Below are 12927 nucleotides of genomic sequence, written 5' to 3'. Positions count from 1 at the left end.
ATGCCACAAGGCCTGCATTTGCAAGGCACTGAAATCAATGTTCGAAGGTTTCCTATGAAATTCCAGAGCCGCTGGCTCACGCTTGGCGTGGTTTCAACGGCGTTGCTGCTCATCGTCATCGATATGACGGTGCTGTACACGGCGTTGCCGAGTTTGGCGCAGGCTTTGCACACCACGGCCTCGGAAAAGCTCTGGATTCTCAATGCCTACTCGCTGGTGATGGCAGGTTTGATGCCCGCCATGGGGGCTTTAGGTGACCGTCTGGGCCATAGGATGGTCTTTATCGGCGGCATGGTTTTGTTTGGCCTGGCCTCTGTGACCGCCGCATTTGCCCCCAGTGCCGATGTGCTGATTGCTGCGCGTGCACTGCTTGCTGTTGGCGGTGCCGCCATGATGCCGGCCACGATTGCCATTGTGCGGATCACTTTCCACGACCCCAAGGAACTGGCGTTTGCCATTGGTGTCTGGGCCTCTGTGGCTTCTGGCGGCGCTGCGATCGGCCCGCTCTTGGGCGGGGCCTTGCTTGAGCATTTCTGGTGGGGTTCGGTTTTCTTGATCAATGTCCCGATCATTGGCGTGGCAGCTTTGCTGGCCTGGTGGCTGGTTCCCAAGAAAGCCGGGAATGCCAGCATCACCATCGATTTGCATAGTTGCTGGCAAAGCATGCTTGGCATCATTTCACTGGCCTATGGCATCAAAGAATTCGCCAAGTCTGATAGTCATGTACTCCTGGCCTGGGGCGCTCTGTTTGTGGGAGTCGTGACATTGGCAGTCTTTGTGCGACGCCAGCTCCGGCTGCCTCGGCCCTTGATTGATTTCAGGCTGCTTTCGGCCACTCCTATCGCCACGGGCATCTTGATCGCGCTGGTGGCGTCAATGACGCTGATCGGTTTCGAGTTGGTGCTCAGTCAAAGGCTTCAATTGGTTCTGGGAAAAAGCCCCCTGGAGGCGGGAGCATTTGTTCTGCCCATTTCTTTGGGATCATTTTTTGCAGGGCCGGTGGCGGGGGCACTGATTGGACGCATTGGTTGCCCGCGTGTCATTGCTGCCGGCTTGGTCATGTGTGCCTCAGGCATCTGGGGATATCTTGGACTGCACGAGGCAGGGGCATTGGCTCAGGTTGCGGTCCTGGCCCTGTGCGGCGTGGGAATAGGTTTCAGCCTGACCGCCTCCAGTGCGCTGGTGATGACCCATGTTTCGGAAGACCGTGCGGGCATGGCCGGGTCTGTAGAAGGCGTGGCTTATGAGTTTGGAGGAGGTTTCGGGGTGACTATTTTTGGCTCCCTGATGACCGCGGTTTATGTCGCGCATGTGCGAAGCGCCGGCATCGAGGCCATGGCTGGCAGCAGCCTGGACGAAGCGTACCGGAATGCCCATCAGGGCATCCAGTCTCCAGCCGTTTTACAGGGCGCAATGCAAGCGTTTGAAGCGTCTTTTACTGCGGTCAGCGGCGTCGTCATCGCCTTGCTTTTTTCTCTTGCCGTAGTCGTTCTGGTGCTGACGCGCAATTTGCCCAAGCAGCAGATGTCTGGATGATGCTTGGCAGGGGGGAGAATTGTAAAAGTCCTTGCTAAAGAAAGCGATAGCTCCGCCTCAAAAGCTGCCGCTCTGTGAAAAATCGCTTCTCTGGCCAGCGGTTGCCAGACTTGGTCCCCGCGGACGGCATGGAACCAATACACTGCTTCTCGATTTGCTTCACACGATAAGAGCCTCCGGAGCTTCGCTTCAAGCAGGCTCCGTACAACGGCTTCAAGCCTTATCCCATAGAACTACCGAGGAGACTCCATGAATCGTCGACAGATACTGGTTTCCATGGCTGCCGTAGGTGCGCTTGCCACCATGGCAGGCGCTCACGCGCAAGCAACTTTCCCGCAAAAGCCCATCACCTTTGTTGTTCCGTATCTGGCTGGAGGAACAACCGATCTCGTGGCACGAGTCGTGGGCGAGCACATGTCACGCACGTTGGGTCAACCTGTGGTGATCGAAAACAAGCCTGGCGCCGGGGGCAATATAGGCATGGATGTCGTGGCCAAGTCCAAGCCCGACGGCTATACGATCGGCTTTGGAGCCATCTCCACTAATGCGCTCAACCCGCACATTTACAAATCGATGGCATTTGATCCCCGTAAGGACTTCACTGCGGTTTCGATGCTGGGCTACTCCACCATCGTGCTGGAGGTGGGCAAGAGCTTCCCGGCCGACAATCTGCAGGAGTTCATTGCCTACATCAAGGCGCATCCGGGCTTTCAGTACGGTACAGCCGGGGCAGGAACCAGCATGCATCTGGCGGGCGTGATGTTTGCGCAAATGGCAGGCCTGGACACCATCCATGTCCCCTATAAAGGCAGCGTGCCGGGTATTACCGACATGCTGGGCGGTCATCTGCCTGCCATGTTCGATAACCTGCCGGCTTCCTTGCCACATATCCAGGCAGGCAAGCTCAAAGCACTGGCTGTGGCAGGTAGCGAGCGCAGCCCGTCACTGCCGAATGTGCCGACCATTGCAGAGAGCGGTCTCAAGGGCTACGCGGTCGATCCATGGTTCGGCGTATATGGCCCGGCCAAGCTGGACCCGGCTATCACGGCCAAGCTCAATGCCGCCATCAACAAAGCCCTGAGCGATCCCGCCGTCAAGGACAAACTGCTGCAGGCCGGATTCACCCCCAAGGGGTCTGCAGCCCAAGACTTTGAAGCATTGACGCAGTCCGAATATCAACGACTGGGTGATGCGGCACGTAGAGCCCGGATGCAGGTCAACTAAGGGCCACTTCTGACGGTTGGCGGATACCCGCGCAGCGCTTCAACTGCTCACATATTGGTCAAGGTCTTGGCGTGCATCCTGGCTCGTTCTTCCTTGCGCTCGCTATAGCGGTCAACGAGGTAAGGGGCAGCATCCCTCGTCAGCAGCGTGAACTTCATCAGCTCTTCCATCACATCCACCACCCGGTCATAGTAAGAGGAAGGTTTCATACGACCATCTTCCTCAAACTCCTGGTAGGCCTTGGCAACCGAGCTTTGGTTGGGGATGGTGAGCAGGCGCATCCAGCGCCCCAGTATGCGCAGCTGGTTCACGGCATTGAAGGACTGGGAGCCGCCGCAGACCTGCATGACCGCCAGCGTCTTGCCCTGCGTGGGGCGCACCGCGCCTTCGGACAGGGGAATCCAGTCGATCTGCGTTTTCATGATGCCGGTCATGGCTCCATGGCGCTCTGGCGATGTCCAGACCATGCCCTCGCACCAGCGCACCAGCTCGCGCAGTTCCAGGACCTTGGGGTGTTCAACCGGCGCCGCATCAGGCTGCGGTAGGCCTTCGGGGTTGTAGATACGGACCTCGGCTCCCATGCCTGCCAGCAGCCTGGCTGCCTCATGGGTCAGCAGCTTGCTGTAGGAGCGCTCACGCAAGGAGCCATAAAGCATGAGGATGCGTGGCGCGTGGCTGGATGTCCGGGCCGCCGCCAGGGCCTGAAGCGCTGGAATCTGGAAGCTGACCGGGTCGAGATTGCTAGAAATGGATTCGGGAGACATCAGGATTTTGGGGTTTGCGTTGCTGGCAGGGAACATTCGTACCAATGCCTGGAATGGTTGACGGCGGCGACCACGACCAGCATGACGGGTACTTCGATCAGCACGCCAACCACGGTTGCCAGTGCGGCGCCAGAGTTCAGACCAAACAGGCTGATGGCCGTGGCCACGGCCAGCTCGAAGAAGTTGCTGGCCCCGATTAGGGCGGAAGGCCCGGCCACGCAGTGGGCCACGCCCAGTCGCTTGTTCAGCCAGTAGGCCAGCCCTGAATTGAGTACCACCTGAATCAGGATGGGCACAGCCAACAGTGCGATCACCAAGGGCTGCTGCAAGATGGCATTGCCTTGAAATGCGAACAGCAGCACCAGCGTGACGAGCAGGGCCATGATGGACGCCGGCCCCATGGCAGCAGTGGCGCGATTGAACGCGTCTTCTCCTTTGCGCATCAGGTGCTTGCGCAGCATCTGAGCGATGGCCACAGGCACAAGGATGTAGAGCAGCACCGAAGCGAGCAGGGTGGCCCACGGGACGGTGATGGAGGAGATACCCAGCAGCAAGGCCACGATGGGGGCAAAGGCCACCAGCATGATGGCGTCATTCAAGGCGACTTGAGACAGCGTGAAATAAGGGTCGCCCTTGCACAACTGGCTCCAGACAAACACCATGGCCGTGCAGGGGGCTGCGGCCAGCAGAATCAGGCCGGCCACATAGCTGTCCACCTGTGCGGGATCAAGCCACCGGGCAAAGACATGGCGCAGAAACAGCCAGGCCAGCAATGCCATCGAAAACGGCTTGACGGCCCAGTTGATCAGCAAGGTCACTCCGATGCCGCGGGCATGAGACCTCACCTGCGACAAGGCAGAGAAGTCAATCTTGACCAGCATGGGAATGATCATCACCCAGATCAGCACTCCCACGGGCAGGTTCACCTTCGCGACCTCCATGGAGGCGACGGCCTGAGTCAGTTCCGGCAGGCCACGGCCCAAGGCAATCCCTGCACAGATGCAGAGCAGTACCCAGAGCGTGAGATAGCGCTCGAACAAGCCCATCGCAGGCTTTGGGGCAGTAGCTTGCATTTCAGGACTCTCCGATACGCTGCACCAGGGGCTGCAGTGCCTTGTTATCGAGCTCGGCAAACGGCAGTTGCACCAATTGCAGCATGCGGTAGGCAATGGCCTGGCGCGTCAGTTCAAAGCGTTGGGCCTGTTCCTGTTCGAGGGCGACAGAGGGGTCGGGGTAGCTCCAGTGGGCACGCACAGGCGCACCGGGCCAGACAGGGCATGGTTGGGCTGCTGCACTGTCGCAGACCGTGATGACCACGCCCATCTCAGGTGCACCGGCCTTGGCAAACATATCCATGCTCTTGCTGGCGAGGCCTGACACCTCCACGCCAGCAGCGTTCAGCGCAGCAATGGCCTGTGGGTGAATACGGCCGCTGGGGGCCGCGCCTGCGCTGAAGGCCTTGGCATCAATGCCCAGCTTTCTCGCCCAATGATTGAACATGGCTTCTGCCAGAACACTGCGGGCAGAGTTGTGGGTGCAGAGCACCAGGATATGGGTGGTCATGGTTAGCAGCCTTTGTTGTCTGTATCGTCCACAGGGCAGCAGGTCGATGCGCTCAGTCCGCAGCCAGCACCTGCGCAGCAGTTTTCGGTCAGATAGCCCAGGACACCATCCATGCGCGCAAAGTCGGCGCGATAGATGAGGTTGCGGCCCATGCGCTCCTGCGCCACCAAGCCTGCATTGACCAGCTCCTTGAGGTGAAAGGACAGGGCGGTGGACGCCACTTCCAACTGCTCAGCCAGGACGGAAGGTGTCAGACCTTCAGCCCCAGCCATCACCAGCGCGCGAAAGACACGCAACCGAACTTGGTGGGCCAGCGCAGCCAGTGATTTGATGACTTGGTCTTCATTCATATTTCAATGATAGTTGAAATATTGAATTGAAAAAAAGAAAAAAGCCAGCAAGCCTGGGCGCACAAGGGTTAGCCGCTCTTCTGATGGGCGCAGGGCAGTGTTGGATTACTGGTCTTTCTGCTCCAGCGGGCCCCGGAAGTTCTTGCTTGCCAGATGCTGGTGCTCTGGGCGTGGCCCGGCTGAAGGACATTGTGTGGCGGCGCATGAAGGTGTAGGGGTTGGGGGATGGCGGCCGCTGGCGCAAGCCTTCACAATGTCTGGCTTGTGACCCGGACCAAGGAGCTGCCATGTCCCCCAAGAACACCATCTGTCTCTGGTACACCGGTGAGGCGCTGCAAGCCGCACAGTTCTATGCCAAAACCTTCCCCGACAGCCATGTGGGTGCCGTGCATTACGCACCGGGTGACTATCCGGACGGCAAGCAGGGCGATGTGCTGCTGGTCGAATTCACCGTTGCCGGTGTGGTCTGCATCGGTCTGAACGGCGGGCCGCATTTCACGCACAACGAATCCTTCTCGTTCCAGATTGCCACCGACGATCAGGAAGAAACAGACAGGCTCTGGAATGCCATCGTGGGCAATGGCGGTCAGGAAAGCGCCTGCGGCTGGTGCAAGGATCGCTGGGGTATTTCCTGGCAGATCACGCCGCGCGTGCTGATGCAGGCGGTTTCAGGCGCGTATGGTGCAGCTGCTGCCCAGCGTGCCTATGCGGCCATGATGGATATGCGCAAGATTGATATCGCTGCCATCGAGGCGGCGGTGCAGGGCTGATGAGTGCTTCAGAAAAAATAGCTTTTGGCGCTTTCCCCATAAGCGCTAGAGGCGGTTGTGCTTTAATTTTCAAAGCCTTCTGACATTCAAAGACAAAAGGAAAGCATGGGCTCGGTGGCCCAAGATCCCCAGATGGAGTGGGGTCGGATGCTGGAACGCTTCAATCCTCGTAATCCTCAGCCTGCCGTGCCAGGCGCTGTGCTTCCTGGTCCAGTGCGTCAAATTCGCGTTCGCAAAACAGTGCACAGAGCTGGTTGAGTGTGCTGCGACTGAACACCTCGAAGACGAGCACATTGCGCTCCTGCCTGGGCTTGCCAAACAAGCCTTTGCGTACCTGGGTCGAGACCGATTGCAGCTGAAAGTCCTGCCCCAGACCCTCGCCCAGCGCCGTGATCCATAGCTGGCGCCGCTCGGCCTCGCATTCCAGCACCAGCGCGGGCAGTGGGCCGTCTTGCTCTTCGTTCCAATCCTGCAATTGTTCGCGCCAGGGAAACTCGTCAATCGCACGCAGCATACCGGTCAGGTCTATGGGGCCTTGCGGCTCGAGCTGGTCAAAGTCGAAACCGACTTTCTGGATGGCGTAACTCAGCATGATGGTCTGGCCTTTGCAGTTGAGGTGGAGATACGCTGCGGGCAGGTTTATGCCCGTCTGCTCGAAGCGATTGGAGCAAAGACCTGCTCGTAGAGCGGGCGTAGCTCGGTCGGGGCGCTCTCGATCAGGCGTTTGCCGTTGTCTTTACTACTGGCGTCGCCCCAGATGGCGTGGCGTGCCTCCTGAAAGGCGGATTCTGCTGCACTGCGGCTTTCCAGCGCCGCGCGCAGGGCGGCATTGGCTGAAGGCGTATCGCTGATGTGCTGCTGACGGGCCCGGATCAGTGCGCTCAGACTTTGCGCGTTGGCCATGAGGGCCGGATAGCTCTTGCGGTGGCGCAAATGCTGGATATTGCCGGCACAGGCCAGCAGATAGGCAATACCCGTTTCGGTAAAGCCGTGGGCGTCGATATAGGCTTCGACAAATCTGCCATGCAGCGACTGGTGCTCGCCATCGACGGTGTGAAGATAGTCCAGCATCAGCGGAGCGAAGCGTGTATCCATGAACGCCAGCGCAAACACCGCAAAACTGCCGGGCATGGCGCAGTCTTCATCCTGGAGGTTCTGGTACCAGTCGAATTCGCTGATGGCGGTACGCGCATAGGCGGCAATTTTGTCATGAAGGCCGGGATAGGCAGCTGCGCTGGCAAACAGCTGGTGCACGCCTTTTTTGGGCAAGCCCTTGATGGGCAGATAGGTCTTGCTGGGGCCGCGATATTCGATGGCGTAGGAGCGTGGAAAGTCCGTGGTGTTCAGCAGTTCGATCAGATAGTCGAGAACCTGGCCATAGGCGGCTTCGCTTTCTTCCTTCTGGGTGATGCGGATCACGGCCAGCGCATCATTGGCCGTGGCGCTGACGCCCGGGCCCGCCCATTGGGCCAGGGCTTTGGGCAGATCGCCGGTGCCATGCTTCTTGAGCCGGGCCGGCAGATCCGAGCCCAGCTGAGTGGCCCAGTCAAAGATCCGATCGGCGCTGACATAGGCATAACTGGGGCCGAATTTGAGGTCGCCAATAGCCACATCGCAGGCAAAGCGAAACACATCGGTGCTGAGCTGCACGGGGGCGGCATTGGGCTTGCGCACCCATTGCTCGTTCCAGTCACTGCCCTCGTTGACAAAGAAGGGGTCGCGCAAATGGGCCTGCACCCACAGATGCAGCTGGTAGGAGATCTCGTTCCAGCCCAGCAGCGTGCGCATTTTCTCGGCAAAGTCGCGCATATTGGCATGAGAGAAACTGGAAATGGGCTCCTGGCTGAGCCGGTACTCGAGCACCGAAGTGCCCAGCAGCTTTTGCCCCTCCACCATGAAGCCGATGGGATAGTGCTTGTTCAGCTTGGGCGGGGTGCCGCTGGCAATCTGCGCGACAGCGCTGTCGAACAGGGCTTGAATCTTGGGGTTCTGCGCGATTTCGTCAAAGACCAGCCAGTTTTTGTTGCTCATGGGAATCTGAAAATCAAAGAATTTGGACTGATGCAGTGCTTGCTGCACCAGGGTTGTGCCATGGGGTGGGGCGGTGTGCAGCGCGCCGGAATTGCCCATGCCGTCGATCTGCTTGCCATGGGGGGCGGGGCGGTCCAGGGCGTATAGAAGGATGGCATCGCATAGGGGGGCTTGCCGCGTGGCTTCGGGCAAGTCCTGCCGCGTGAAGAGCACGCCTTTGCTGGTGCCGCCGCGCAGATAAGTGGCGGGGATTTTGATCTGCGGTGCAAACCTCGCTGTCTCTGCCGTCTGGAATCCCTGTTTTTATAGCTGCTTGCGCTTGATTCACCAGCGTTTGAGGCTATTTTTAATATGAATCTGGTGCAAGCCATTCTAGGCGTCAAGGTGGTACAGCAAATGGGTGATCAGCTGCCGGGCTGCATCCCGGTCCAGGTACTGATTGAGCCGCTGGCTTACCACCAAGGGTAAGTCGGGGCAGTTCAGCCTTGCCTGTATCTGCAGCAAGCCTGAGCAAATTGCCGCAGTGTCGAGCTTGGGTCGGGCGGCAGCCAGTTGTTCGGGGCTGAGATCCAGCGCGTCGATACCGCAGCAGCCGGTGACGCAAATCGTCTCCAGTGCATCCCACAACGGCGCAAGCTCGGGGGCCAGTGCATCCATGTCCAGTGTTTGTTCGGGCCTGGTGCTCAAGGGCTGGATGGGAATGCTTTGTCCGTTGCCCAGATCGATGGATTGAGGCGCGGTACTCATCAGTCAGCCACCCCGAACAGCGGCTGCCGGCGGCTTTGGGCAAAGGCCAGCACGGCAATCAGCTTGTGCAGCATGGCGCGCTCGGCTTCTGGCATGGGCCGGGTCAGCAGGGGCAATAGCTGATCCAGTGCCTGCGCGATTTCTGCGACCGAAAACTGCTGGTCTTCAAACAGATTGGAGATGCGGTGCAGAAAGAAACAGTCCTGGCGCTTGAGCAAATGGCTGAGCTGCGGCAGTTCGTCAAATTCGATGGTGCCGACCATGCTGGGTTGATCCTTGACACGCCAGCCCGTGCCGACCATGAGGTCAAAGGCCATGGCCGTGCTCCTGCCCGTGGCGATGGATCAGGCTCCAGGTCTGCGCTGGCCAGGGTGGCTCGGCCTCGCCGGGTTCCCAGGTCTTGAGGCAGACCAGCGGCGGCTGGCTGGCTTGCACCACGGCAAATGCGGTTTCAAAACCCTGGTCGATCATATGGCCCAGATAGGCCAGGCCGTAGCGCAGGTCGCCCTGCATGGCATTGCCGGCGTCTGCCGGGCCTTCAAGGATCCAGCCGAACATGCCAAAGCCGCTGAGCGGTGCGCAGCAGGCATTGCTCTGCCCATCGACGGCTTGGTGCAAGGCGTTCAGGGTGTGCTGGCGCTGGAGGGGGAACGAGGTTTCAGTGCCCATGGTTTGCGGATTAATGGTGGCTGCCCAGCCATTGCTGCAGGTGCGCCATGAGGGCGGCAAGCGGTGATTCAAAGCCATCGGCCTCCAGTTCGGCGGCCTGCTGCAACTCATCGGCCAGAGATTCGAGCTGGCGTAGCTGAGCATAGCTCAGGCCTTCCATGGCCTGGGCATTGCCGCGCAGCGCGTCGGCCAGTTGGCTGGCATCGCCTTGGCCGGCTTGTACCTGTGCCAGCAAGTCGCGGATTCTGCCGAGCAGCGCAGTATTCATCGCAGGTCTGTCAAGGCTGGTTGCGAATGACCACGTATTGCTTGCGAAACTCCAGCCCGGCATCGGGCCAGGTTTGTACATAGGCCTTGAGATAGGGAAGGGCAGCAGGAAAGTCTTCGCCATTGATGCGGCAGTCGGCGCTGATCTCGCCTTGCGAATCACGCGCAGCATACAGGCGCACTCCCAGAAATTCACGGCTTTGGAGCTGGTCGCTGAATGCTTGCATGCTGTTGCTGAACAGGCAGCAGGGGCAGAAGTCGTGATCATCGTCCTCATGACCATCGGGCAAGGCCGAGGCTTCCGGCGGGCGTTGCTGGTAGTGGCCCGTTGGCCCAAGCACGACCTGACGCTGATAGGGCTGGCCCGTGGCTTCATCGGTATAGCCAATGCCCATGGAGGGACGCTGCAGTTCGGGTTGCACGGCATCGCGCAGAGTGACCAGATCCATACGCGCCCATTGATTGAAGCCGTCGTGCAGCGATGTGATCTGCGAGCGGCCGCCGCTGTGCTGGTATTCGAACAGCACGTCCTCGATCAGCGGGTGGTAGACCTCGATCACGGTGCTGGTACGCCAGTGCTCATCGGATTGCGCCGCAATGTCCACCACATGGGGCACCAGTTGCAGGCCGTCCTCCAGCACCAGACGCTGGCCTTGTTCCTCAGTGGCAATGCCCAGTTCGTCCAGCGTATGGGCCAATAGTTGCTGCAGTGTGAGAGTGGAGGATTCGGATTCAGTCATGGTGGCTGGGTAAAGAGGCGATGTTTGCCATGGTAATGGAGATGGCGCTGCATTCGGTCTTTGCAGTCAAACCGGTTGCAGCGCCTTGCGGCAAAGCGTGAGCAGCTATGAATCTGATAGTTGCCCAGATCTGTGTGACATGCGCAACAGTTTGCGGCAAGGCGCTTGCTGCGGCAGGACAAGGCTTTTTAGAATCGCCTTCCTTCACGCTTGCAACCTTGAACACAAGGTCTGCATAGCCGCCATCCCATTCACGCAAAGGAGAAAGCCATGTCCCATCTGACAACGCCCTTTGCAGCCGTGACCGCCTGAGCCCTTCGCGCTTTTTTCACGCTGCAGTCTGAACACTTGCCATCTCTGGGCAGGTGTGCTGCTGCGCGTTGATCTTGAGGCTTCTGATTCAGAGGTCCTGCGGCTGCTGCATGTATTCATGCACCAGGCTGCTGCGCTGTGCGCGCAGCGGCAACTCAGGACAAGATTGATTCAAAGGCCATTGAATGGGCAATTCTTTGATGGACACCTATGTTCAGGTGTTCGCCAACCGCAGCGTCTGGATGGAAAGCGCTGCCATCGAGCAACTCCACACCACAGCACGCAATCTGCAGGGCATTCGTGCAGCCGTAGGCCTGCCGGATCTGCATCCGGGGCGCGGCTATCCCGTGGGGGCTGCATTTTTTTCAACGGGACGCTTCTACCCGGCATTGGTCGGTGGTGACATAGGCTGCGGCATGGCTCTGCACGCCACCAGTTTGCGGGTGCACAAGACATCGCCCAGCAAGCTGGAAAAAGCGCTGGGAGTGATTGACGGACCACTGACCGAAGCATTGCTGGAGGAGGTCGACATGGCTCAGTTGCAAGCGCTGGCGCAGCGCTGCGGTGTGGCCACGGCAGAAGCTCTGCAGCAAAGCCTGGGCACGATCGGCGGCGGCAATCACTTTGCCGAGCTGCAAGCCGTGGACACGCTGTATGAGGAAGGCGCGCTGGACAAGAAGTGCGTGCACCTGATGGTGCACAGCGGATCGCGCGGGCTGGGTGGCACCATCTTGCGCGAGCATGTGGAGCGTTTCAACCATGACGGCTTGGCGGCAGCAACTCCCGAGGCCCGGGCCTACTGGCAGCAGCACGAGGCTGCCATTGCCTATGCCCAGCTCAACCGCAGCATGATCGCCAGACGCATGGCGCGCGCACTGCGTATGGAGCTGAGCCTGGTGCTGGACATCAGCCACAACCATGTGCAGCGCCACGAATGGCGCGGCGAATCAGGTTTTCTGCATCGCAAGGGTGCGACGCCGGCCGATGAGGGGTTGGTGGTGATTCCCGGATCGCGCGGCGACTACAGCTATCTGGTGCGGCCTGCCTCAGAGCGTGATGAGGCCTTGCACTCGCTGGCCCATGGCGCGGGGCGCAAATGGGCCCGTTCGGATTGCGTGGGCAGGCTCAAACCCAGGTTTTCGCTGGCCGATCTGCAGCAGACGCGCTTTGACAGCGCCGTGGTCTGCGCAGACCGCGAGCTGATCTATGAAGAAGCGCCGCAGGCCTACAAGGACGTGGATGGCGTGATTGCCAGTCTGCAGGAAGCGGGCTTGCTGACCCTGGTAGCGCGGCTCAGGCCGCTGCTGACCTACAAGAGGGGAGCCATGCAATGCTGCTGATACAGATCACGGCCGCGCATGGGCCGACCGAATGCGAGCATGCGGCACGCCTGACCTTGCGCGAGCTGCTGCGCAGCGCCGAGCGAGAGGGTATCGGCATGCAATTGCTGGAAGAGAACCACACGCCTGCCGGCTGCAAATCGGCGCTGCTGAGGGTCGAGGCCGAATCCATGCCCGCCTGGCTTGGCGAATGGCTGGGCACCGTCCAATGGGTGTTTGCCAGTCCGTTCAGGCCCCACCATCCGCGCAAGAACTGGTTTGTGGCCGTGCAGCGATGTGAAGCTCCCAAGGAGCTGCCGGCAGAAGGTGAAATCATTTTTCAGGCCTGCCGTGCATCAGGCAAGGGTGGCCAGCATGTGAACACCACGGATTCTGCTGTGCATGCCGTCCATGTGGCCAGTGGCATTGCCGTCAAGGTGATGACGGAGCGCAGCCAGCATGCCAACAAGCGCCTGGCGCGCGAGCTGATTGCACTGAAGCTGGCCCAGCGGCAGGAACAGAGCCTGCAGCAGTCGGCCCGCCAGCGTAGCCAGCAGCACTGGCAGGTGGAGCGGGGCAGCCCTGTCAAGCTGATGCGCGCTTGAGGAGGTGAAAGGCAGAAGCCCTCAGCTTGG

At 59.8% G+C, this 12927-nt stretch carries 17 protein-coding genes and 1 pseudogene; 5 read left to right on the top strand and 13 right to left on the bottom strand.

The window, feature by feature from the left end:
* Nucleotides 1-54: 54 nt before the first annotated feature.
* A complete protein-coding gene (locus QMY55_RS12950) occupies nucleotides 55-1536 on the top strand; it encodes an MFS transporter (protein WP_283484618.1) in 1482 nt (493 codons plus the stop codon).
* Nucleotides 1537-1785: 249 nt separating this feature from the next.
* Nucleotides 1786-2760 carry a Bug family tripartite tricarboxylate transporter substrate binding protein gene (locus QMY55_RS12945; RefSeq protein WP_283484617.1) on the top strand — a complete coding sequence of 325 codons (975 nt, stop codon included), beginning with the start codon at nucleotides 1786-1788 and terminating at the stop codon, nucleotides 2758-2760.
* 47 nt (nucleotides 2761-2807) lie between these two features.
* Here QMY55_RS12945 and arsH read toward each other — a convergent pair whose 3' ends face one another.
* From arsH to QMY55_RS12925, 4 genes are read right to left on the bottom strand one after another with little or no spacing between them, the layout of a single operon-like run.
* Nucleotides 2808-3524 carry an arsenical resistance protein ArsH gene (arsH, locus tag QMY55_RS12940; RefSeq protein WP_283484616.1) on the bottom strand — a complete coding sequence of 239 codons (717 nt, stop codon included), beginning with the start codon at nucleotides 3522-3524 and terminating at the stop codon, nucleotides 2808-2810.
* Nucleotides 3524-4597, bottom strand: a complete 1074-nt coding sequence (arsB, locus tag QMY55_RS12935) for an ACR3 family arsenite efflux transporter (protein WP_283484615.1) — start codon at nucleotides 4595-4597, stop codon at nucleotides 3524-3526. Before arsB ends, arsH begins: the two co-directional genes overlap by 1 nt.
* Nucleotide 4598: 1 nt before the next feature.
* Nucleotides 4599-5087 (bottom strand): arsenate reductase ArsC, encoded by a 489-nt coding sequence (locus QMY55_RS12930; protein WP_283484614.1) that lies wholly within the window; start codon nucleotides 5085-5087, stop codon nucleotides 4599-4601.
* A gap of 2 nt (nucleotides 5088-5089) precedes the next feature.
* Entirely contained in the window at nucleotides 5090-5437 is a 348-nt protein-coding gene (locus QMY55_RS12925) for an ArsR/SmtB family transcription factor (protein ID WP_283484613.1), read from the bottom strand.
* A gap of 287 nt (nucleotides 5438-5724) precedes the next feature.
* On the opposite strand from QMY55_RS12925, the gene QMY55_RS12920 reads away from it, so the two are divergent.
* Nucleotides 5725-6207 carry a VOC family protein gene (locus QMY55_RS12920; protein WP_283484612.1) on the top strand — a complete coding sequence of 161 codons (483 nt, stop codon included), beginning with the start codon at nucleotides 5725-5727 and terminating at the stop codon, nucleotides 6205-6207.
* A 160-nt stretch (nucleotides 6208-6367) separates the two neighbouring features.
* Here the strand turns inward: QMY55_RS12920 and QMY55_RS12915 are convergent, their stop codons facing one another.
* The 9 genes and pseudogenes from QMY55_RS12915 to QMY55_RS12875 all read right to left on the bottom strand — a co-directional run bounded on the left by QMY55_RS12915 (nucleotide 6368) and on the right by QMY55_RS12875 (nucleotide 10920).
* Nucleotides 6368-6799, bottom strand: a complete 432-nt coding sequence (locus QMY55_RS12915; protein WP_283484611.1) for a hypothetical protein — start codon at nucleotides 6797-6799, stop codon at nucleotides 6368-6370.
* 47 nt (nucleotides 6800-6846) lie between these two features.
* Nucleotides 6847-8103: a DUF6138 family protein gene (locus tag QMY55_RS12910; RefSeq protein ID WP_407650693.1), complete on the bottom strand. Its 1257-nt coding sequence runs from the start codon at nucleotides 8101-8103 to the stop codon at nucleotides 6847-6849.
* A 216-nt stretch (nucleotides 8104-8319) separates the two neighbouring features.
* Nucleotides 8320-8496 (bottom strand): annotated as a pseudogene (locus QMY55_RS12905) (PrpF domain-containing protein); the annotation flags it as partial.
* Nucleotides 8497-8610: 114 nt separating this feature from the next.
* Nucleotides 8611-8985: a DUF6331 family protein gene (locus QMY55_RS12900; RefSeq protein ID WP_283484610.1), complete on the bottom strand. Its 375-nt coding sequence runs from the start codon at nucleotides 8983-8985 to the stop codon at nucleotides 8611-8613.
* The gene (locus QMY55_RS12895) at nucleotides 8985-9302 is read right to left on the bottom strand and encodes a hypothetical protein (protein ID WP_283484609.1); all 318 of its coding nucleotides are present in this window, start codon (nucleotides 9300-9302) and stop codon (nucleotides 8985-8987) included. The genes QMY55_RS12900 and QMY55_RS12895 overlap by 1 nt, the downstream gene beginning before the upstream one ends.
* Entirely contained in the window at nucleotides 9292-9654 is a 363-nt protein-coding gene (locus QMY55_RS12890) for a hypothetical protein (RefSeq protein WP_283484608.1), read from the bottom strand. Before QMY55_RS12890 ends, QMY55_RS12895 begins: the two co-directional genes overlap by 11 nt.
* A gap of 10 nt (nucleotides 9655-9664) precedes the next feature.
* Nucleotides 9665-9922, bottom strand: coding sequence for a hypothetical protein (locus tag QMY55_RS12885; RefSeq protein ID WP_283484607.1), 258 nt, complete (start codon nucleotides 9920-9922; stop codon nucleotides 9665-9667).
* 10 nt (nucleotides 9923-9932) lie between these two features.
* Entirely contained in the window at nucleotides 9933-10661 is a 729-nt protein-coding gene (locus QMY55_RS12880; RefSeq protein ID WP_283484606.1) for a DUF6348 family protein, read from the bottom strand.
* A complete protein-coding gene (locus QMY55_RS12875; RefSeq protein WP_283484604.1) occupies nucleotides 10654-10920 on the bottom strand; it encodes a hypothetical protein in 267 nt (88 codons plus the stop codon). The genes QMY55_RS12880 and QMY55_RS12875 overlap by 8 nt, the downstream gene beginning before the upstream one ends.
* A gap of 238 nt (nucleotides 10921-11158) precedes the next feature.
* On the opposite strand from QMY55_RS12875, the gene QMY55_RS12870 reads away from it, so the two are divergent.
* Together QMY55_RS12870 and prfH are read left to right on the top strand one after the other, a co-directional pair.
* Nucleotides 11159-12313: an RNA ligase RtcB family protein gene (locus QMY55_RS12870; protein WP_283484603.1), complete on the top strand. Its 1155-nt coding sequence runs from the start codon at nucleotides 11159-11161 to the stop codon at nucleotides 12311-12313.
* Nucleotides 12304-12897, top strand: coding sequence for a peptide chain release factor H (prfH, locus tag QMY55_RS12865; protein ID WP_283484602.1), 594 nt, complete (start codon nucleotides 12304-12306; stop codon nucleotides 12895-12897). Before QMY55_RS12870 ends, prfH begins: the two co-directional genes overlap by 10 nt.
* Nucleotides 12898-12927: the final 30 nt, after the last annotated feature.

The sequence above is a fragment of the Comamonas resistens genome (assembly GCF_030064165.1).
In the GTDB taxonomy this organism is placed as follows: domain Bacteria; phylum Pseudomonadota; class Gammaproteobacteria; order Burkholderiales; family Burkholderiaceae_C; genus Comamonas; species Comamonas resistens.
Note: the sequence above shows the minus strand (reverse complement) of the source record. Positions and strands in the feature narration are given on the sequence as shown.

Excerpts from the sequence above, each read along its gene's own strand:
- QMY55_RS12890 (WP_283484608.1), bottom strand. The coding sequence starts at position 9,654 with ATGGGCACTGAAACCTCGTTCCCCCTCCAGCGCCAGCACACCCTGAAC.
- QMY55_RS12895 (WP_283484609.1), bottom strand. The coding sequence starts at position 9,302 with ATGGCCTTTGACCTCATGGTCGGCACGGGCTGGCGTGTCAAGGATCAA.
- QMY55_RS12870 (WP_283484603.1), top strand. The coding sequence starts at position 11,159 with ATGGGCAATTCTTTGATGGACACCTATGTTCAGGTGTTCGCCAACCGC.
- arsB (WP_283484615.1), bottom strand. The coding sequence starts at position 4,597 with ATGCAAGCTACTGCCCCAAAGCCTGCGATGGGCTTGTTCGAGCGCTAT.
- QMY55_RS12880 (WP_283484606.1), bottom strand. The coding sequence starts at position 10,661 with ATGACTGAATCCGAATCCTCCACTCTCACACTGCAGCAACTATTGGCC.
- QMY55_RS12950 (WP_283484618.1), top strand. The coding sequence starts at position 55 with ATGAAATTCCAGAGCCGCTGGCTCACGCTTGGCGTGGTTTCAACGGCG.
- QMY55_RS12920 (WP_283484612.1), top strand. The coding sequence starts at position 5,725 with ATGTCCCCCAAGAACACCATCTGTCTCTGGTACACCGGTGAGGCGCTG.
- prfH (WP_283484602.1), top strand. The coding sequence starts at position 12,304 with ATGCTGCTGATACAGATCACGGCCGCGCATGGGCCGACCGAATGCGAG.
- QMY55_RS12910 (WP_407650693.1), bottom strand. The coding sequence starts at position 8,103 with ATGGTGGAGGGGCAAAAGCTGCTGGGCACTTCGGTGCTCGAGTACCGG.
- QMY55_RS12915 (WP_283484611.1), bottom strand. The coding sequence starts at position 6,799 with ATGCTGAGTTACGCCATCCAGAAAGTCGGTTTCGACTTTGACCAGCTC.
- QMY55_RS12945 (WP_283484617.1), top strand. The coding sequence starts at position 1,786 with ATGAATCGTCGACAGATACTGGTTTCCATGGCTGCCGTAGGTGCGCTT.
- QMY55_RS12900 (WP_283484610.1), bottom strand. The coding sequence starts at position 8,985 with ATGAGTACCGCGCCTCAATCCATCGATCTGGGCAACGGACAAAGCATT.
- arsH (WP_283484616.1), bottom strand. The coding sequence starts at position 3,524 with ATGTCTCCCGAATCCATTTCTAGCAATCTCGACCCGGTCAGCTTCCAG.
- QMY55_RS12925 (WP_283484613.1), bottom strand. The coding sequence starts at position 5,437 with ATGAATGAAGACCAAGTCATCAAATCACTGGCTGCGCTGGCCCACCAA.
- QMY55_RS12930 (WP_283484614.1), bottom strand. The coding sequence starts at position 5,087 with ATGACCACCCATATCCTGGTGCTCTGCACCCACAACTCTGCCCGCAGT.
- QMY55_RS12885 (WP_283484607.1), bottom strand. The coding sequence starts at position 9,922 with ATGAATACTGCGCTGCTCGGCAGAATCCGCGACTTGCTGGCACAGGTA.